Annotated in this window: 14 protein-coding genes; 8 read left to right on the top strand and 6 right to left on the bottom strand. The window is 56.1% G+C overall.

Annotated elements, in window-relative coordinates; genetic code table 11:
• Window positions 1–47 precede the first annotated feature (47 nt).
• From C1A08_RS01440 to C1A08_RS01430, 3 genes are all read right to left on the bottom strand, one after another.
• A complete protein-coding gene (locus C1A08_RS01440; RefSeq protein ID WP_101570889.1) occupies window positions 48–803 on the bottom strand; it encodes a NigD1/NigD2 family lipoprotein in 756 nt (251 codons plus the stop codon).
• Between the two features lie 139 nt (window positions 804–942).
• The gene (locus tag C1A08_RS01435) at window positions 943–2,202 is read right to left on the bottom strand and encodes a porin family protein (protein ID WP_101570887.1); all 1,260 of its coding nucleotides are present in this window, start codon (window positions 2,200–2,202) and stop codon (window positions 943–945) included.
• Between the two features lie 4 nt (window positions 2,203–2,206).
• Complete coding sequence (locus C1A08_RS01430) at window positions 2,207–2,740, bottom strand: RNA polymerase sigma factor (RefSeq protein WP_101571607.1); 534 nt, start codon at window positions 2,738–2,740, stop codon at window positions 2,207–2,209.
• Between the two features lie 193 nt (window positions 2,741–2,933).
• On the opposite strand from C1A08_RS01430, the gene C1A08_RS01425 reads away from it, so the two are divergent.
• On the top strand, window positions 2,934–4,037 hold the full coding sequence (locus C1A08_RS01425) for a dihydrofolate reductase family protein (protein WP_101570885.1): 1,104 nt from the start codon (window positions 2,934–2,936) through the stop codon (window positions 4,035–4,037).
• A 76-nt stretch (window positions 4,038–4,113) separates the two neighbouring features.
• On the opposite strand, the gene C1A08_RS01420 is transcribed toward C1A08_RS01425, so the two are convergent.
• Window positions 4,114–6,753: a Plug domain-containing protein gene (locus tag C1A08_RS01420; RefSeq protein ID WP_172970760.1), complete on the bottom strand. Its 2,640-nt coding sequence runs from the start codon at window positions 6,751–6,753 to the stop codon at window positions 4,114–4,116.
• A gap of 224 nt (window positions 6,754–6,977) precedes the next feature.
• On the opposite strand from C1A08_RS01420, the gene C1A08_RS01415 reads away from it, so the two are divergent.
• The 7 genes from C1A08_RS01415 to mscL all read left to right on the top strand — a co-directional run bounded on the left by C1A08_RS01415 (window position 6,978) and on the right by mscL (window position 14,086).
• A complete protein-coding gene (locus C1A08_RS01415; protein WP_101570881.1) occupies window positions 6,978–7,562 on the top strand; it encodes a TetR/AcrR family transcriptional regulator in 585 nt (194 codons plus the stop codon).
• Window positions 7,563–7,574: 12 nt separating this feature from the next.
• Window positions 7,575–9,011 (top strand): TolC family protein, encoded by a 1,437-nt coding sequence (locus C1A08_RS01410; protein WP_101570879.1) that lies wholly within the window; start codon window positions 7,575–7,577, stop codon window positions 9,009–9,011.
• A 56-nt stretch (window positions 9,012–9,067) separates the two neighbouring features.
• Window positions 9,068–10,054, top strand: coding sequence for an HlyD family secretion protein (locus tag C1A08_RS01405; protein ID WP_101570877.1), 987 nt, complete (start codon window positions 9,068–9,070; stop codon window positions 10,052–10,054).
• A gap of 83 nt (window positions 10,055–10,137) precedes the next feature.
• A complete protein-coding gene (locus C1A08_RS01400) occupies window positions 10,138–11,313 on the top strand; it encodes an ABC transporter permease (RefSeq protein WP_101571605.1) in 1,176 nt (391 codons plus the stop codon).
• Window positions 11,314–11,315: 2 nt separating this feature from the next.
• Entirely contained in the window at window positions 11,316–12,515 is a 1,200-nt protein-coding gene (locus tag C1A08_RS01395; protein ID WP_101570875.1) for an ABC transporter permease, read from the top strand.
• Window positions 12,516–12,564: 49 nt separating this feature from the next.
• Window positions 12,565–13,596: a Gfo/Idh/MocA family oxidoreductase gene (locus C1A08_RS01390; protein WP_101570872.1), complete on the top strand. Its 1,032-nt coding sequence runs from the start codon at window positions 12,565–12,567 to the stop codon at window positions 13,594–13,596.
• Between the two features lie 64 nt (window positions 13,597–13,660).
• Window positions 13,661–14,086, top strand: coding sequence for a large-conductance mechanosensitive channel protein MscL (gene mscL, locus C1A08_RS01385; protein ID WP_055203836.1), 426 nt, complete (start codon window positions 13,661–13,663; stop codon window positions 14,084–14,086).
• Window positions 14,087–14,191: 105 nt separating this feature from the next.
• On the opposite strand, the gene C1A08_RS01380 is transcribed toward mscL, so the two are convergent.
• Together C1A08_RS01380 and C1A08_RS01375 are read right to left on the bottom strand one after the other, a co-directional pair.
• Entirely contained in the window at window positions 14,192–17,080 is a 2,889-nt protein-coding gene (locus tag C1A08_RS01380; protein ID WP_101570870.1) for a TonB-dependent receptor, read from the bottom strand.
• Window positions 17,081–17,251: 171 nt separating this feature from the next.
• A complete protein-coding gene (locus tag C1A08_RS01375) occupies window positions 17,252–18,160 on the bottom strand; it encodes an alkaline phosphatase (RefSeq protein WP_101570868.1) in 909 nt (302 codons plus the stop codon).
• Window positions 18,161–18,169: the final 9 nt, after the last annotated feature.

Raw genomic sequence — 18,169 nt, 5'->3', positions numbered from 1 at the left:
TTTGAAACAGTGGTCTGAGCTTATTGAAAGAAGATCGGCCGTTCGAACTATCGGATGGTTACGGATTTGGTACGGACATCGTTGCTTCCGGCCGGGCGCGTTACGGAGAACGACGAGTTTTGCTCCCGGGGTTTGAAAATACCCGACGCGCTGTCCGGAACTCCGCTGTATCCGGTCCATTGCAGAGTGACTTTGATCTGGTCCTTGCCGGCCGGAACGAGCCCGGCGATGTCGAAGCTGACGCGTCCCCAGCCTTTCTGCCGCGTTTCGTCCTTGAATGCGTTGTGGCGCAGTGTGACGAATACCTCTTCGGGCGTCGATTTTTCCTCGTCGACTACCAGGTTCAGGAAGTGGGCTTTCTGCGGATCGTTTACGAAAATGATGAACTCGATGTTCAGGTACTCTCCCGCTCCGAACCAGGCGTTTTCGATGTCGATCGGATCCGTCCCGAGGCTGTCGATTTCGTCCGGAGTCAGTTCCGACAGGTAGACCGGCATTTTCGTCAGCAGTTTTTTCATGGCGTTTACCCGGATGTCGAAGCTATTCTCGCCCGTCTGTTCGAGCGGCGTGAACGTAGCGACTACCCGTAGGCTATCTTCCACGGGGAAAGACGGGTCGAGGTTCTCGGTTACCCGGAGCGTGTTGCCGTTGTCGGTCTCTATTTTGAAATTCTCCGGAGTGCCGACAATCGTTCCCCAACTTTCGTTGGGGTGGAAATAGGCGTATTTGTTATCGTCCAAACACGAAGTGAGTCCCCACAGCGGAATGGCCGCCAGCATGGTTATTTTCAGAAATTTGTTCATGAATAAATAAGTTGTTTTGTTAGCTATTCGTTCGATATGGCACCTGTCCGGGCAATGTCGTTTCGGACGGTGTTCTGTAAAGTAGATGAAAGGGGATTGTCAAACGTTGCTTCGGAGAGCGTAAAAACGTGCGGTCCGGTTAGAAATTGTACCGCAGACCCATTCGCAGGTTGACATTCCAACGGTTTTCGGTGCGATAGGAGAGCGGCTGGCGGTCATTGCGGAAATAGTAGCTGATTTCCGGCTGGACGAAAAGTCCGAAATGATCCGCGAAGTTATAGCTGACCCCGGTTCCCAGGTGGGCCGACCAGAACAGCCCTTTGGCCGACAGTTTATCCGTAACCGAGGAGACCAGCGTCGAACCGTCGTAAATTTTCGTAGTGCCCCGTGCGGCAATGGCTTTCTCCGCCATAAAACCGCCGATGAAATAAATGTCGAAACGTTTGTTGTCCAGTACCGAGTAGGTCAGCGACAGCGGAATTCCCAGGTAGTGCACTTTTTGCGAGTAGCGGTAACTGAAAGCGCCCTCGATCTCGGCCTGCGAACTCAGGTAGGAGTATACCAGCCCCGTTTCGATACCCAGTCGCGGCGCCAGGTACTTGCGCACGTTCAGTCCCACCGAAACAGGGAACTTGTGATCCATGTTGCCCCGGCCGAATTCCGGAACTCCCCCTTTCGTATAGGCGAAACTGCTGTTTCCGTCGAGCAGCGACGTGAGTCGCGCCGGAGTCGGACCGCTTCCGGAAGCGGCCGACGAGAATGTCGAAGCGTTCGCGAAAGCCGAAGCGATCCATCCGTGGCGCGGACGGCGTTTTTGGGGATCCGGCGTGTCGAACAGGCGGCTGTGATCGGCGAGACGTTTCGGAGCGACCGTTTTGGCCGCCGTTTCGTTCTGCGGCGATGCTTGCCGGTCGGACACGGTTGTTTCGCTCGCGGGTTCGGGAGCGGCCGTCTTCCGCATATCGGAGGCTCCCGAATGCGAATCGGTATTCGCGGCCAGTACGGTCGTCGCGCTTCCGTCGGCCTGCGGGGTGATAACCTCGATTTTGGCGGCCGATTGCAGTAGTTTGGCCAGCACCGGATCGTTCCCTTTCGCAGGGGCGGGGAGTTGCGCCTTGTCCCCGCCGCTCGCCGTGTATGTTTGTTCCGGGATATCCTGCAGAGACGGGAGTCCCGACCGGTAGACCCCGATGCCTGCGGCGATCAGCAGCAGAGCGGCGGCCGTCCCGTATCCGAGACGTCTTCCCAGGTTGCGCTTCGGACGGATTTCCAGTTCCGGATGGGCGTTCGCATGGAGCTGCATCCGTCGTTGCATCTGCTGCCACGACGGTACGGACTGTGCAGGCGTATAATCCTGCAATCTCTTTTTCAAGGCGTCTTCCAGCGAATCGCTCTTCATGGTTTTATATAATCTCTTCTTTCTGAAGTAATTTCTGTAAAAAAACTTTGGCCCTTAAATATTGCGACCGGGACGTTCCTTCGCTGATGTTCAGCATAGCGGCGATCTCTTTGTGCGAATATCCTTCGATGGCAAAGAGGTTCAGCACGGCTCGGTAGCCGTCCGGGAGCTTGGCGATGCAGCGCAGCAGTTCCGCTTCGGTCATCTGTTCCACGGCGGTTGCTTCGGCGCTGCCGAATTGCCCGGCCGTCTCTATTTCAGCCGCGTGGCCGACGATATCGGTTTTACGCAGATATCCCAACGCCGTATTGACGAATATGCGGCGGAGCCATCCTTCGAACGAGCCTTCCCCGCGGAAACTGCTTATCTTCGAAAAGACCGTGATAAAGCCGTCGTGCATTAGATCCTGTGCGATCTCTTTGTTGCAGGCATAACGCAAGCATACACCGTACATTTTGGGTGCATACTTTTCATACAGTTCCTGCTGTGCTCGCGGATCATTCTTACAACAGCGTTTTATCAGCTCTTTCTCGGTCACCAAATTGCAGGCTAATACTCCGATCTTTCAAATAGATGCGCAGTGGTTCGGTTTTGTTGCATCAATAACGGTTTTTTCCCGGAAATATTTTCAGCCCGGACGTATTTAATGTTCCTGTCGAGTGCAAATTTAATGAAATTTGTTCGTTTTAAAAAATAACGTCATCTTTGTCGAAACATCCATTCCAAAATACATGATTGTTCAAGCTTCCGCAGCGCTCTCCGCAGACGGTTATACGGACGATACTTCGCCCGGACGCCTGGTGCTTTCGCATCCGGCCGACTGGCAAGAGGTGTATCGTTTACGAGCCGGTTGCGATGCCGTTATGGTCGGGGCGGAGACCGTCCGCCGCGACGATCCTTCGTTGCTGTTGAAAGATCCTTCCCTGCGGCATCGGCGGGTGTCGCTCGGGATGAGTCCCGATCCGGTGAAGGTGACCGTTACCCGCAGCGGAGATCTGGATTCGGAATCCCGTTTTTTCTCGACGGGGGCGGGCGATAAAGTCGTAATCGCCGCGGGGGACGCGCCGGGCGAAAAACTGGAACGGCTCGGACGGGTCGCGACGGTCGTTCGGGTCGGGGTTCCCGTGACTGCGGAGGAAATTGTCGGCGTTTTGGAAACGATGGGGATTCGTTCCCTTTTTCTGGAAGGCGGAAGCCGGCTGATGACGCTGTTTTTGACCTGGAACCGGGTCGATCTATTGCGGATCGCCGTGGCGCCGTTTTTCGTCGGGGAGTCCGGTGCGCCCCGTTTCGTGCGGGCCGGCGCGTTTCCGTTCGGCAAGGATCGCCGCATGGAGGTGTTGCAGGTTAGGCAGGTCGGCGATATGAGCGTGACGGACTATTCGTTGAGTCGGCGGGGAACCGATTATTTCCGGCTGCGGCAGGCCGTCGCTCTGGCGTTTGACTGTCCCCGTTCGGATTCGGCTTATTCGGTCGGCGCGGTGGCTGTGACCGCCGCCGGGCAGGTATTTACCGGATACAGCCGCGAAACGGCCGCCGATAACCATGCGGAGGAAGAGGCCATTCTGAAAGCCGAAAAGGCCGGCGTTTCCCTGAAAGGCGGCGTGATGTACAGTTCGATGGAGCCGTGTTCCACCCGAAAGTCGAAACCGCTGTCATGCAGCGCATTGATTACGGCTCATAAGATGGCGCGGGTCGTGTTCGCCGTCCATGAGCCCGATCATTTCGTACAGTGCCGCGGCGCCGCGGTGTTGGAGGAAGCGGGGATCGAAGTCTCCGTGATCGGGGATCTGGCGGCGGAAGCGATGCTGGCCAACGCGCATATCCGGTTATAACGTCCTTGCGGATAAGAATAAAGCGGCCCGGTCTCATGTCGAGACCGGGCCGCTCTGATACGTTGGGAAACCGGGATTATTGTTCCATATCGGCCGAGTAACGAGCGACATATCCCTCCTTGGTGACGCCTTCGATGTTGATCCGATACGATTCGGGATCGTCCGAGGTGTAGAACAGCACCGAAGCCTTGCCCGTTCCGTCGAATCGAAGCGAGGGATTCCAGTAGATCGTCGTACGCAGGTCGGGGCTGGATGCGGCCTTTTGTTCCGGCGTTTCATAGACCGGATTGTAGAAATCGGCGATCGTGCGGCAGCCGAGCGGTTTGATGAACGCTACGCCCGGAGCCGGCAGGTCGGCGATGGGTTCCGATCCGTCTTTACGCATGATACTGATAACGCCTCCTGCGCCCTTGATCCCGAAAAACGATGCGCTTCCCCCTTTGATAATGCTGATCGAACTCACTTCGTTCATGTATATCCGCGTCAATACGTCGTTATCGTAGTAGGGTACTTCGTCGATTAGGATCAGCGGTTCTATATCGCTTCCCCGGATGCTCAGTTTGGCTTCCGACAGTTTCCGAATACCGGGCACGGTACTTAGATAGTCCGTCACCAGGCGGCTCTGCATGTTTACGGGCACTTGGTCGCTGGTAATTGTCTTTTCGGCCATCGTTGCGTAGAAATTCCGTTGCTTTTGCTTCGCTTCCACGATTACCTCTTTCAACTGAATGACCCGCATCCCGCCGCTGTTGTAATATTTGTCGCGGACGTTGGCCAGGTACTTGCCGATGCCGGCCAGGTTGTCTTTGCCGTATGGGAAAGGCATACTGTCGGCCTCGGGGAACGTTTCGGGATCGACAAGGATATCCACGCCCGATCCCCCTTTACGGGTGGTCGCCTGCAGGATCAGCGATACGGTGTCGCTGAACTGGATGCTGTCGATCAGGAAACGTCCGTTCTCGTCGGCCCGTTTCATCATAAAACAGTCGGGCGAATAGGCGACGATCGAGGCGTCGGAGGCTCCCTTGCCGAACGCATTTTTCACCTGTCCGGATACGGCCTGTCCGGCTTCGATAAAGTATTTCGCTTCGAATTGCGGTGTCTGGGTCAGGTTTTCGATCCGGAACCTCCGCCAGCCGTGGGTCAGCATGACCAGATCCAGGTGGCGTTGGACGGCGGGCGTGTACGGGCCGTTGAAATAGTAGCCGGGGTTTTCGATGTACCCTTTCAGGTCGGAGGTCAGCAGGATATTCGACAGGATGTTGTCCCCGAGCGAATCCGGATAGACGGTATGATTGTCGGTGATGCTCATCGAGAATTCTCCTTCGGCGGGTTGTCCGCCCAGATCGGCCAGCGAAATTTCCATCCGTACCGGTTCCCGTTTGCCGTATTTCGGCTTGTCGGTCGCGACGTTCCATTCCACGGCGTCCGGATGGCGGACGAATAGCAGCCTCTCGCTGATCGGCGTTCCGCTTTCGTCCGCCAGCAGGAAATGGACGATTCCGTCCGGGAAGGCGTCCCCGCTCAGCTTGCCGGACGTTTTTTCCGCGCTCAGCGGGAGCATCAGCCGGATGTCTCCGCGCAGGTGCGCGATCAGGAACAGGGAGTCCGGCCAAACGGCTTCGGCGGCCTTCTGCACATTGTAAAAGATAGCCCCGTTGCGGAAAGCCATTTGGAGTCCCATTCCGTCGCTACGTACTTCGGGCAGCGGAAAACGTTTGACGATGCCTTTCTCCGACCGGGTTTCGGCGGTGTATCGCTGCCCGGCTTCCGGAGTCAGCATCAGCGTACCCATGCCGTCGTGTTCGGTGGCGAACGACGTTAGCGTGTCGCCCTGGGCGTTCGTTACGAAACCGGTTACCGGTAGGGAGAATCCGGTCGCGGCCTGCGCTTTGAAAGCTACGTGCTGGGTTATGCCGTTCAGCAGACTGCCCCCTTCGGGGAAAAACGATACGGCGTATTCGTTTTCCGGAGCATTGTTGATGTTGAACGTATTCGAATAATCCAGCGTTTCGTCTTCGAATTTGACGGCGATGCGCATGTTGCCCGGCGAGAGTTTCAGGTTCTGAACGGTCAGGACTCCCTTGTCGTCGGTCGTTTGCTGCCCCGTTACGGTTTTCAGGTCTTTGCCCGATACGTCGTACGATACTTTGATTCCGGAATGCACGCCGCCCGCAGCGTTGAAAAAGCGGATACGCAGGGTGCCTCCGTTGTCCGGCGCCGGGCGTTCGGTCACTTCCGAAAGGATATCGGTGACGATGGAATTGCCGATTTGCAGGCCGTGTCGGTAGAAAAATGCCGGATCGGTATTCTGCATCCAACTGGTGTATCCCCTCAGGTAATACTCTCCGGCCGGCAGGTCGGCCGGCAGCGGGATGCTTCCCCGGAATCCCAGCGAGTCGCGCCTGAATTTGAACCGTTGCAGCACCGAATCGCCGCGGTCGGTCAGTTCCACGTATATGTAGTTGCTCGGGCTGTTGTCCATGTGCGTGATGGCGTTCAGCAGGTATCCCCGGAACCATATCTCTTCTCCCGCTCCGTAGTAGGGCTTATCCAGGTGGAGATACAGTTTTTCCTGCGGGGTTTTCCCGATGGTCTGGAAATAGTTGATTACCGAACCGCCGAAATCGGGCTCCGGGGCCAAAGCCGAAAAGGAGCCGAAAAGCAGGATAACAAACACGGCGAGGAGTGTCGTCCCGGAAACGCGTAGTCTCATACGAATAAGTTTTAGGTTTAGGTGTATTCGACAATATGCGGCATGATTGGTGCCGCACATCGTTACTAATAATAAAATTAAATCTTTTTAGCGTATAATCCAAGCGTTACGATCGAAAATGTCGGCTGAGAGAGAATTTTCGGTTGGAATTTTCAAAATAGTTTTGGATATTTGCAGTCCGAACAAATGAATGTTCATTCATTATTTAACGAGGACGGAAAGGAATGGCCAAGAAAATGGATATGACCAAACTGGATCGGATCCGGGAGGCTTCCGTGGAGATCATCAGCGAACACGGGATTCTGAACAGTTCCGTGGCGTCGATCGCCGAACGGGCCGGCGTTTCGGTGGGTTATCTGTACCGTCATTATCCGGGGAAGGTCGATCTGATCAACGACCTGCTCGAAGATGCGCTCAGGACGATCACCGACCGGATCTATGCGTTGGCCGACGAGACGAACGACATCCGGAAAATCGTGCGCGGGATCGTGGAGTTCATCATCGAGAGCGCTGCGACTAACCGCCCGAAACATAAGTTTCTGATCATGCTGCTGAACGACTTTTCGGTGGAGATCAATCCGGATATCCGGGAACGGATCCGGAGCATCGGGGATACGCTGATTGCGGTGGGGCGAAAAAATAATGTTTTGCGTGACGATACATCCGTTGAAGATTTGTATATTGCATTGGTCGGAATCCCCATGCAGTACCTTGCTTCGCGGTATAAGTTCGGTTTCGGGGACGAGACCGGCGATCAGCGGAGACTGATCGAAAAGATAACGGCTATATCATTGAGTGCCATTCAATAACAGTCAAGGAGTATGAGGAATTTTTGGATAGCGGTTAGTATTGCTACCGGGCTTGCGACGGCAGTCTGCGGGCAGGATGCGAAATCGTTGACTTACGATCAGGCGTTGGAGATGACCCTGACGCGGAATCCGGAGCTGAAGGCGGCTTCCTATGAACAGGAAGCGGCTCTGCGGGAGCGGAAAGCGGCTTACGGACTGAGACTGCCGCAGGCGAGCGTTACCGGTACTTATGTTTATATGGGCGACGACATGTCGGTCGGCATGAACGACCTGAAAGGGCCGGTCGGCGGAATCCTCGGCAGTTTGCCGGAAGGACTGCTTCCTCCGGCCGTTTTGCAGCAGGCCCAGGCTTTGCTGGCAAAGGATTGGGCGATGAAACTGCAGGATCGCAGTTTCGGAACCGTCGCGGCCAACATCACCGTTCCGGTCTATACCGGCGGTAAGATCAACGCGGCGAACAACGCGGCGAAGATCAAGGTCGAAAATGCGGCGCAGAAAGAGACGCAGGCGCGTAACGGGCTGGTGTCGGAACTTACCGAACGTTATTACGGACTCGCCCTTGCGATGCAGGTGGTCGAAGTGCGCAAGCAGGTGCTCGACGGAATGCGCCACCATTTGTCGGATGCGGTCGCGCTGGAAAACAACGGGATCATCGCCAAGGGCGAGCGGCTCTATGCGGAGGTGCATACCGCCGAGGCCGAACGGGAATACCTGAAGGCGCAGAAAACCGTCGAAACCCTGAAAAGCGCATTGGGCAGCACGCTCAACAGCGAGGAATCCGTCGCTCCCGCCAGCGATATGTTTATCCTCAGCGATATCGAAGGGGCGGATTATTTCAAGCAGTGCGCTCTCGACCGGAACCCGCTGTTGCGGCAGGTATCGTACGCGAAACGCCTTGCGACCGAGAATATGCGATTGCAGCGTTCCGAGTTCGCTCCCCAGGTGGCGCTGATGGGTATCGCTTCGCTGTATAATTACCAGGTGTCGTCGATCATGCCGAAATGGGCCGTCGGGGCCGGCGTATCGTTCAAGATCTTCGACGGTCTGCACCGCGAGTATAAGTTCAGCGCGGCGCGCTGGCAGATCCGCCAGGCCGAGGCGGTCGGCGAGCAGGCGCACAACAACATGTTGACGCTGATCGACAAACTGTACAACGAAATGGTCACTTATTCGCAGCAACTCCCTTCGGTGGACGCTTCGTATCGTTTTGCGACGGAATACCTGCGGATCAAGGACGAGGCTTTCAAGGAGGGGGCGGCTCCGTCGTCGGACGTCGTGGACGCTCGGTTGAACCTGGCCAAGATCAAGATCGAGCGGTTGCAGGCGGCCTATTATTACGACCTGATGCTGGCGCGGCTGCTGGAAGCGGCCGGAATCAGCGAGGCGTTTTCCGATTATGCCAAACGGTCGGCCGCCATGCCGATCCGGTTCGAGGACGAATCGAACTGATGAAGGGCCTGTGTATTTGAAAAAATGCCGAGAAAAAACGTAAAAATGATAATCGTATGAAAAAGAGTAATGTCATCGGATTGACCATCGGGATCGTGGTCGTGATCGTGACCGTTTCGCTGATCTGCTGGTTCGCGATCAAGCCCGTGCCTACGCTGATTCAGGGCGAGGTCGAAGTGAAGAGCATCAAGATCTCGTCCAAGTTGGCCGGACGTATCGAGCAGATGGACGTGAAAGAGGGACAACAGGTGAAAAAGGGAGAGCTGCTGTTCGTGCTCAGTACGCCGGAAGTCGAAGCTAAATTGCGTCAGGCCGAGGCGGCCCGCAACGCGGCCGGCGCGCAGAGCGCCAAGGCCAGCCGGGGCGCCCGCATCCAGGAGATCGAGGGAGCGCTGAATATGTGGAAAAAAGCGCAGGCGGGGGTCGAACTGGCCCAGAAAAGTTTCGACCGGGTGAAAAATCTATACGAGTCGGGAGTCGTTCCCGCCCAAAAATACGACGAAGCGCTGGCGAACCTGAAAGCGATGCAGACGACCGAATCGGCCGCTAAAGCGCAGTACGACATGGCGGTCGAGGGCGCCCGCCGCGAAGACCGGGAGGCCGCCGCCGCGCTGGTCGACCAGGCTTCGGGAGCCGTTTCCGAAGTGGAGTCCTATATTTCCGATGCGATGCAGTATTCGCCGATCGACGGCGAGGTGTCGTCGGTGATCGCCGAAAAAGGCGAACTGATCGGGTCGGGCTATCCGGTGATTACGTTGCTGGATATGAACGATCTGTGGATTACTTTTAATATCAAAGAGGATCTGTTGCCGAAAATCAGGATCGGGTCGGTGCTGAAAGCCTACGTTCCGGGACTGGGCGGAGCGATCGAGCTAAAGGTCGATTATATCGCCGTGCAAGCCGAATATGCGACCTGGTCGGCCACTCGGACCAAAGGCGATTTCGATATCCGCACGTTCGAGGTCAAGGCGCGCCCCGTAGCTAAAGTCGACGGTTTGCGTCCGGGGATGACCGTCACGGTGAACTGGGACGAAATCCGGTAAATCAAAGGTTGCCGGAGCGACGGATTTCCGGCGGCCGTTCGCGTTTCCGTCCGGCGGAGATGCGGTTTCAAATTTCGGAAAAAATGGAATATATCAGAGCATTCTGGCGGGTATTTGTCCGGGAAGTCCGGACGTTCGGCAACCACAAGGTCTTTTACAGGCTTTCGGTGGGGCTGCCGATCCTGTCGTTCCTGTTCTTCGTCGTGCTGTTCCGCAGCGGAGTGCCGCACGACATGCCGGTAGCCGTGCTCGATCAGGACAATACGCCGCTGTCGCGTCAACTCGTCCGGATGATCGACGCTACGCCGTCGGCGAAGGTGGCCTACCGGATTGCCGGTATGGACGAGGGCGAACGGATGATGAAGGAGGGTACGATCGATGCGATCGTCTTTATCCCCCGCGATCTGGAAAAGAACGTGTACAGCAATACGCAGACCGGAGTCGTGGCTTATATCAACGACCTGAACCTCGCCAAGAACGGTATGCTGAACAAAGATATCCAGACGACCGTTACGACCTTTTCTTCCGGGATACAGATCCAGACGCTGATGAAAAAAGGATTGTCCGAAAAGGAAGCCTACGAGCAGATGATGCCGATCTATTTCGAAAAGCACGTCCTGTTCAATCCTTATGTCAATTACACATACTACTTGCTGCCGGTTTTTCTGCCGGTCATGTTGTTGATATTTACGCTGATATCGACGGTATTTACCATCGGGGTGGAACTGAAGAACGGCACGGCGCGGCAATGGCTGTCGACCGCGGGAGACAATGCGCTCGTCGCGCTGGCCGGCAAGCTGACTCCGTATACGATCATTTTCTTCGCTCTTTGTATGCTGATGAATACCATTCTGTTCAAATTCGTCGGCGTTCCGCTGAACGGCAGCGTTCCGCTGCTGTTCGCGTCGGGCCTGGTCTTCGTGCTGGCCTATCAGGCGATCGGCGTGGCGATCAGCGCTTTGTTGAGCAACCTGCGGCTGTCGCTGTCGATCGGCGGAGGGTATTCGGTGCTGGCGTTCACCTTTTCGGGGCTTACGTTCCCGTTCCTGGCGATGGATCTTCCGGTACGGATCATCGGTTATGTTTTTCCGTTGACCTATTACGTGGACATCTTCATCGACCAGGCGATGCGGGGCGCTCCGCCCGTCTATACCATTAACTACCTCGGATACATGTCCGTTTTCATCCTGCTGCCGGTCGTCCTGCTGCCGCGGTTGAAGCGGATCTGCACCGATGAAAAATACTGGGGGAGGTTGTAGTCATGGGTTTATCGAAATTCAAAATAAAATACCGGGAGTTCGTCGATATCCTGCGTCACGAATACCATTATATTTTTCACGACGGCGGGGTGCTGCTGGTCGTGGTCGGAGCGATCCTGATCTATTCGACGGCCTATTCGTTCGCCTATAAGAACGAGGTGCTGCGCGACATTCCGATCGCAATCGTCGATAACAGCCAGACCCCGTCGAGCCGTCAGATAATCCGTTCGTTCGATGCGACGCCGAACCTGCGCGTGGCTTATAAGCCGACCAGTCTCGAAGAGGCGAAAAAGCTGTTTTACCAGCGCAAGGTCAACGGAGTGATCGTGATTCCGTCGGATTACGAAAAAAAGCTGCAGCGGGCCGAAAAGGTGAATCTGGCGATCTATGCCGACGCCAGTTACTTTCTGATGTACCGGCAGGTGTTTTTCGACGTCACGAACAGCGTGCTCCATTCGAACGGCAACGTGGAGTGGGTGCGGTTCGTTTCGAAAGGCGCCCAGCCGAAACAGGCCGAAGCGCTGAGCAATCCGGTGACGATCTCCGTAAAGAACCTGTACAATCCGTCCGGCGGTTATGCGACTTTTATCATGCCGGCCATCATCATGGTCATCATCCAGCAGACGCTGCTGATCGGGATCGGCATGGTCGGCGGAACGTGGCGCGAGCTGAAACTGTACCGGACGCTGATACCCGCCGGCGAAAAACGGCTGGCCGTGCTGCCGATGGTTTCCGGTAAAACGGTCGCCTACCTGTCGGTGTACTGCCTGACGCTGCTCTATGTGCTGGGCGTTCACTACCGGATCTTCGGTTATCCGATGAACGGGTCGTGGGGAACGGTGATGCTGTTCCTGCTGCCGTACATGCTGTCGTGCATCTTTCTCGGTATCGCTCTATCCACGTTGTTCCGTTACCGCGAGAATTCGTTGCTGTTGCTGTTGTTTACTTCGATTCCGTTCCTGATGCTCAGCGGGGCTTCGATTCCGAAAGAGTGTATGCCCGAATGGCTTTACGCGATCGGGAAGGTGGTGCCGAGTAGCAGCGGCGTGGACGGGTTCGTGCGAATCCAGACGATGGGGGCCACGCTATCCGAGGTTTCCGTGCAGTGGTGCACGCTGTGGGTATTGACGGCGGTCTATTTCGGCTTGGCCTGCCTGGGTATGCGTAATATCATCCGGCGCGTGGAGAACCGACAGGAGTGACGATTCGGCCCGTATATTGCAGAGTGTTAAACGATCAATCATCCTAAGAATGCGAATCAAAACAGGTATTGCAGGTTTCGGCCTTTCGGGGCAGGTGTTCCACGCCCCGTTCATCCACGCCAATCCCGGTTTCGAACTGACGGCCGTCGTCGAACGCCGGACGAAAAAAGCGTTCGCAAATTATCCGGACGTCCGCTCGGTCGCCTCGTTCGGGGAACTGTTGGAACAGGACGTCGAACTGGTCGTCGTCAATACGCCGGACGCCACCCACTTCGATTTTTGTCGCCGCGCCCTCGAGGCAGGTAAACACGTCGTGGTCGAAAAACCGTTCGTGACGACCTGTGCCGAAGCCGAATCCCTGGTCGAACTGGCCGAACGGAAGGGACTTATGCTGACGGTGTACCAGAATCGCCGCTGGGACAACGACTTTCTGACGGTACGGCAGGTGCTCGAAACCGGAGCGCTGGGGCGTGTCGTCGAACTACAGTCGTCTTTCCAGCGTTACCGGCCGTTTCTGGCCGAGTCGGTTTGGAAAGAGGATCCGGGCGAGACAAGGGTAGGGATCACCTACAATCTCGGTTCGCACCTCTGCGATCAGGCGGTGGCCCTGTTCGGCAAACCGCGCGGCGTATGGGCTACGCTGGGCAGGCTGCGCGACGGCAGCCGGATCGACGATTACAGTTTCGTCGAATTGCTTTATCCGGAGTTGAAAGTTTCGTTGCGCGCGAGTATGCTGGTGCGTGAAGAGGCTCCGCGGTTCGCCGTGCACGGTACGGCGGGATCGTATGTAAAATACGGAACCGACCCGCAAGAGAATGCGCTTCGATACGAAAATGCGACGCCGGACGACGGAGTCTGGATCGTCGAGGACGAACGGCAGTGGGGCGTTCTGCATAACGACAGCGGACGTTGCAGGTATCCGACCGTTCCGGGGAATTACATGCGGTTCTACGACAATGTCTACCGCGTCCTGCGCGAAGGGGACGAACCGGCCGTCACGCATGCGGAAATGCTGACCGACATGAAGATCCTGGATGCTGTTTTCGAAAGCGACCGGACGGGGAACGCCGTTTCGCTGTAGGGCTTTCCGGAGGCGGCAGACCTTCGTATGGATACCGTTGTATAACTTAATATAAAGAACGATTATGAAAATTAAGATCTTAGAAGAGTTCAAACAGTTTGCCATGCGCGGCAACGTAGTCGATATGGCGGTCGGTATCATTATCGGCGGCGCATTCGGCAAGATCGTGTCGTCGTTGGTGGCGGACATCATCATGCCGCCGATCGGGCTGTTGATCGGCGGGGTAAACTTTACCGAATTGAAAATTCCGCTGAAAGCGGCCGTCTTTTCCGAGGCCGGCAAGGAGGTGACTCCCGCCGTAGCGATCAATTACGGCACTTTTTTACAGACGACGCTCGATTTTATCATCATCGCGTTCTCTATTTTCCTGATGGTCAAATTGCTTAACCGCTTCCATACGCAAAAGAAGGAAGAGGCGGCTCCTGCGGCCCCTCCCGCCGACATTCAATTGCTTACCGAAATACGGGATCTGTTGAAAAATAAATCGTAGTCCGGTCTTCTTTTCCGGAAACAGAGCGCCCGCCGGGAAACCGGCGGGCGCTTTTCCTATTTGACTGCTAAAACTGCATTATGAAAAAATGTGGTGTCGAAACGGTTAGAAGGGGGGCATTCCTCCGCCGCGCGGCGGGCCCGTCGGATGATCGCCCGGAGGAGGACCGTCCCGGCGGAAATCGTCGCGGCCTTCGGGTCGGCTGTACGCTTTGCCGTCTTTGCCGGTGAGCGTCCGCAGATTGTAGACCAGGCTGATGCTCACGTAGCGTCCCAGTACGTTGGTGGTGACATTCTGGATATAGTTTTCGCTGACGTTGCGGACGAAGCTTTTGTTTTGGTTCAGAATATCGTAAACCTGTACGCTGATCTCCCCGCGCTGGTTTTTGAACAGTTTTTTGCCGATACCGGCGTTCAGCAGGAAGAACTCCTCGGTGAACTTATCGGTAACGCCCCGGTATTTGGAGTAGCTGCCATTCGCTTCGAGCGTGATCCCTTTCCACGTGATCCATTTGATCCGTCCGGTTCCCACGCCGTTGAAATACTCGTTGTTATTGGTCGAGTGGGCGATGTTGTATCCGGCCCGGTAGGTAAACGTAAAGTCGAGTTGGTCGCTGAAATTGCTGCCCAACGTGATACCGCCGGTGTAGGAGGCTGTGGTAGTCGTGCTCCGCACCAGGTTGTAAATGGTCGGCATCGCGGTGTACGAAGCCCTTAGATCCAGATTCAGGTTGCTGCCGAGCCAACCGACCGGAAATCCGTAGTAGGCGCCGCCGTCGATCGTCCAGTAACCGTTCAGGTTGACCGGCCGGGAGTACTGCGCTCCGCGGTCGAGTACGACGACCGTATTGCCCGTTTCGTCCTTGACTTCGTAGCCGTTCCGATCGGCGCGTTCCACCGAATTGGTGATCGAATTGTTCTGTATCCCTGCCGTCATTTGCGCTCCGAGGGTGGTGCCTTTCCCGACGTTGACCCGCGTGTAGCGGATATTCATACGTTGCGCGTATACCGGTTTCAGGTTCGGATTGCCCTGCGATATGAACAGCGGGTTCGATACGTCCAACACGTTTTGAAGTTGGGTGACCGACGGGTTGTCCGTCCCGGAGAACAGCCTGACGCGCATCGAATTGCTGCGGTTGAATTTGAGATGCAGCATGGCCCTGTAGACGATGTTGTCGAAATTGGCCGCCATTTTCGAACGGGATACGGTCGGGAACTGCTGATCCCCGGTGAGCGTGGCGTACTGGTAGTTCAGGTTGACGACCAGCATCGTCTTATCGCTGTGCAGGCGGAAGCCGGGACCGACGCGGTGGGTCAGGTAGCCGCTGTTGTACGTGTTCGACAGGCTGTCCAGGAACAGGTCGCCGGGCAGTTCGTACGAACGTTTGTCGCGGTCGGAATAGTTGTACGAAATGTCGTAATTGGCGAGCAGTTGAACCCGTTCGGAAACCGGTTCGGAATACGAGACGCGGCCGCCGACCCGATAGCCTTTCGAGTGGTTCAGAATCAACTGGTTCAATTGCGAAGTCGAGTCCGGATTCAGGTAGCGCGTCAGCGAATACTTGGTGTTGTCCCGGTCGTTTTTCGAGGCTCCCCCGTTGATCGAAACCGTCAGTACCCGGCCGTCCCTGCCGCCGAATTTGTGCATGAAATTCAGGTCGCCCGAAATGTTGTATCCCGCCGAATTGGCCGCGCTGTTGCTTTTGAAAAAGTTCAGCAACGTATTGCCCGCGTCGCCGTCGGTGGCGGCGGTCGCCGACGTGTCGGCGCTGTACGTGTCGTTGGTCTGGAAACTGAGCGACGGACGGAACATCAACTGGTTGTTGTCGTTGATTTTGTATTCGACCAGTCCGTTGATCCGGTGGTTGAAGTTGCGGGAGTTGTCCCGGCCGGTCTCGTCGTATAGTTGGTCTGAAAAGTACTCCCTTTGCGTCAGCGCTTCGGTGGTGTTCTTGGTCGTGTTGAACGAATAGCTTCCCTGGACTTTCAGCTTGTCCCACCACTGGTTCGCATAGTCGACGCCGAACATTTTGACGGTCGAAACGCCGCTCTGATTGCCGATCATAAAGGCATTCCCGCCGCGTCCGCCGGGTCCGCCACGTCCGCCGCCGGAACTGAGCACACCCAGCAGGTCGTCGGTAGCGAAGTTCTGCTGATTGACGTTGTTGGCCATGCCGAGCAGCGTGAGCCTCCGGTTGTCCTTGAGCAGGTTGATACTCGCGCTGACGTTATACAGTTCGTCGAATCCGTAACTTCCGTAAAAACGACCGAATTTGGCATGGTTGAGCCCGCGTTGCGTGACGATATTGATCGCTTTGTATCCCTGGCCGTCGTCGACGCCGCTGAATGCGGCCTGGTCGCTCAGTTTGTCGAACACTTCGACCCGGTCGATCACTTCGGCCGGCAGGTTTTTGATGGCCGTCGTAACGTCCTCCCCGAAAAATTCCTTACCGTCGACCAGCACTTTTTTAACCTGTTCGCCCTGCGCTTCGACGTTGCCGCCTTCCACTTTGATACCCGGCATTTTTTCCAGCAATTTTTCGGTCGACGCGTCCGGAGTCACTTTGAAAGCTCCCGCATTGTACACCAGCGTGTCTCCTTTTTGCGTCGTGCGCATGGTCAGTCCTTTGACGACGATTTCGTCCATTTGTTGAATGTCGGGCGTCATCGTAATCGTGCCGAGGTCGGTCTTCGGTTTTGCGACCTCGACCTGCGAAGTGTGGGACGTAAGTCCCAGGTAGGTGATCGTAACGTCGTAAGAGCCGTAGGCGAGTTTCGGGAAAGTGAAAGCGCCGTCCTTGTCCGACGTGGTATAGAGTTTTTTCGTGCTGTCGGCCGGACTGCATTCGATGACGGCTCCGATGACCGGCTCCTGCGCCGTCTGGTCGATGATTTTTCCGGTTATGCTGCCCGATTTGGGCGTTGCCGCCGAAACCGGCTCCGGAAGGAACGGCAGTGCGAACAGCAGTAGGAGTAGCAGCGTCGTATGTTTCATAGTTCGTGTCATTTCCGGTTGCAAAGAAAAGCGTTTCACCATAGAAAACATGCTTCTGTCCGGTAAAACGGAAAATATAGAGGGTGAAACGCCCGCATCGCATCCCAATCGAAAAGCGGGGAGCGATTTGCTCTCCGCTTTTACGAACCGGGACGTTTCCTGTGTTTTCCGTTATTCGAATACCGACATGACCGGTCGCCCGATCCACACCTGCGGCTGGTCGATCGAAAAGATATGGCCGATCGTCGGGGCGCAGTCGAACACCATGACGCTTTCCGGGATTTCGTGCCCCTGTTTGATCCCCTTGCCGCAAACGACGAACGGGGTTTCCATCTCTTTCATCGAGATGCCGCCGTGTCCTTTGCCGGTACCGCCGTGATCGGCCGTGAAGAATACGATCGCATCGTCCTTCATATCGTTTTTTTCGAGGGTTTCCATAATCTTGCCGACATAGCCGTCGATCTGTTTGCACATTTCGAAATACTCGTCGCTCTCCCAGCCGCACCGGTGTCCGGTTTCATCCGGTTCTCCGAAGGCGATGAACGTAAAGAGCGGTTTCTCGCGTCCGATATAGAGGCACATACTGTCGGCCAGCGCCGGATCGCTCGGTACGTTGCTGTTGATGTTCACGGCTTTTTGTTCATACAGGCAGCCGATGGTCGGCCAGTTGTAACCGCACGCCATCACGGCGTCGGGCCGCGCGTCGCGGATCGCTCCGCAGATACCGGGGAAGAGTCCGTATTTACCGATCACGCGCGACGGCAGGTCGGGAACCTGACTGCCCCATGTCGTATAGCCGTGCAGTTCCGGCCCGGCTCCCATCAGCATCGAGGCCCAGTTGACGGCGCTCGACGACGGAAGCACGCTGCGCCGTTCGAGCGTATAGCTGCCGTTTTTCATCAGGGCTTCGATGTTCGGGAATGCTCCGGGATGCGCGCGCACGACGTCCGAACTGAATCCGTCGCTGCCGATCAGCACGACGTATTTGGCCTTTTGCGCTTCGCATTTTTTCCCTTTCGCGACGGCTCCGGTCAGCGAAGCGGTTGCGATAACCAACAGTAAAAGCGTAATTTTTCTCATAGTTTGTAG

The sequence above is a fragment of the Alistipes sp. cv1 genome (assembly GCF_900240235.1).
Lineage (GTDB): Bacteria > Bacteroidota > Bacteroidia > Bacteroidales > Rikenellaceae > Alistipes_A > Alistipes_A hominis.
The sequence above is the reverse complement of the archived record's forward strand: the minus strand, read 5'-3'. Positions and strand labels throughout refer to the sequence as shown.

Excerpts from the sequence above, each read along its gene's own strand:
- C1A08_RS01440 (WP_101570889.1), bottom strand. The coding sequence starts at position 803 with ATGAACAAATTTCTGAAAATAACCATGCTGGCGGCCATTCCGCTGTGG.
- C1A08_RS01435 (WP_101570887.1), bottom strand. The coding sequence starts at position 2,202 with ATGAAGAGCGATTCGCTGGAAGACGCCTTGAAAAAGAGATTGCAGGAT.
- C1A08_RS01425 (WP_101570885.1), top strand. The coding sequence starts at position 2,934 with ATGATTGTTCAAGCTTCCGCAGCGCTCTCCGCAGACGGTTATACGGAC.
- C1A08_RS01420 (WP_172970760.1), bottom strand. The coding sequence starts at position 6,753 with ATGAGACTACGCGTTTCCGGGACGACACTCCTCGCCGTGTTTGTTATC.
- C1A08_RS01415 (WP_101570881.1), top strand. The coding sequence starts at position 6,978 with ATGGCCAAGAAAATGGATATGACCAAACTGGATCGGATCCGGGAGGCT.
- C1A08_RS01410 (WP_101570879.1), top strand. The coding sequence starts at position 7,575 with ATGAGGAATTTTTGGATAGCGGTTAGTATTGCTACCGGGCTTGCGACG.
- C1A08_RS01405 (WP_101570877.1), top strand. The coding sequence starts at position 9,068 with ATGAAAAAGAGTAATGTCATCGGATTGACCATCGGGATCGTGGTCGTG.
- C1A08_RS01400 (WP_101571605.1), top strand. The coding sequence starts at position 10,138 with ATGGAATATATCAGAGCATTCTGGCGGGTATTTGTCCGGGAAGTCCGG.
- C1A08_RS01395 (WP_101570875.1), top strand. The coding sequence starts at position 11,316 with ATGGGTTTATCGAAATTCAAAATAAAATACCGGGAGTTCGTCGATATC.
- C1A08_RS01390 (WP_101570872.1), top strand. The coding sequence starts at position 12,565 with ATGCGAATCAAAACAGGTATTGCAGGTTTCGGCCTTTCGGGGCAGGTG.
- mscL (WP_055203836.1), top strand. The coding sequence starts at position 13,661 with ATGAAAATTAAGATCTTAGAAGAGTTCAAACAGTTTGCCATGCGCGGC.
- C1A08_RS01380 (WP_101570870.1), bottom strand. The coding sequence starts at position 17,080 with ATGAAACATACGACGCTGCTACTCCTACTGCTGTTCGCACTGCCGTTC.
- C1A08_RS01375 (WP_101570868.1), bottom strand. The coding sequence starts at position 18,160 with ATGAGAAAAATTACGCTTTTACTGTTGGTTATCGCAACCGCTTCGCTG.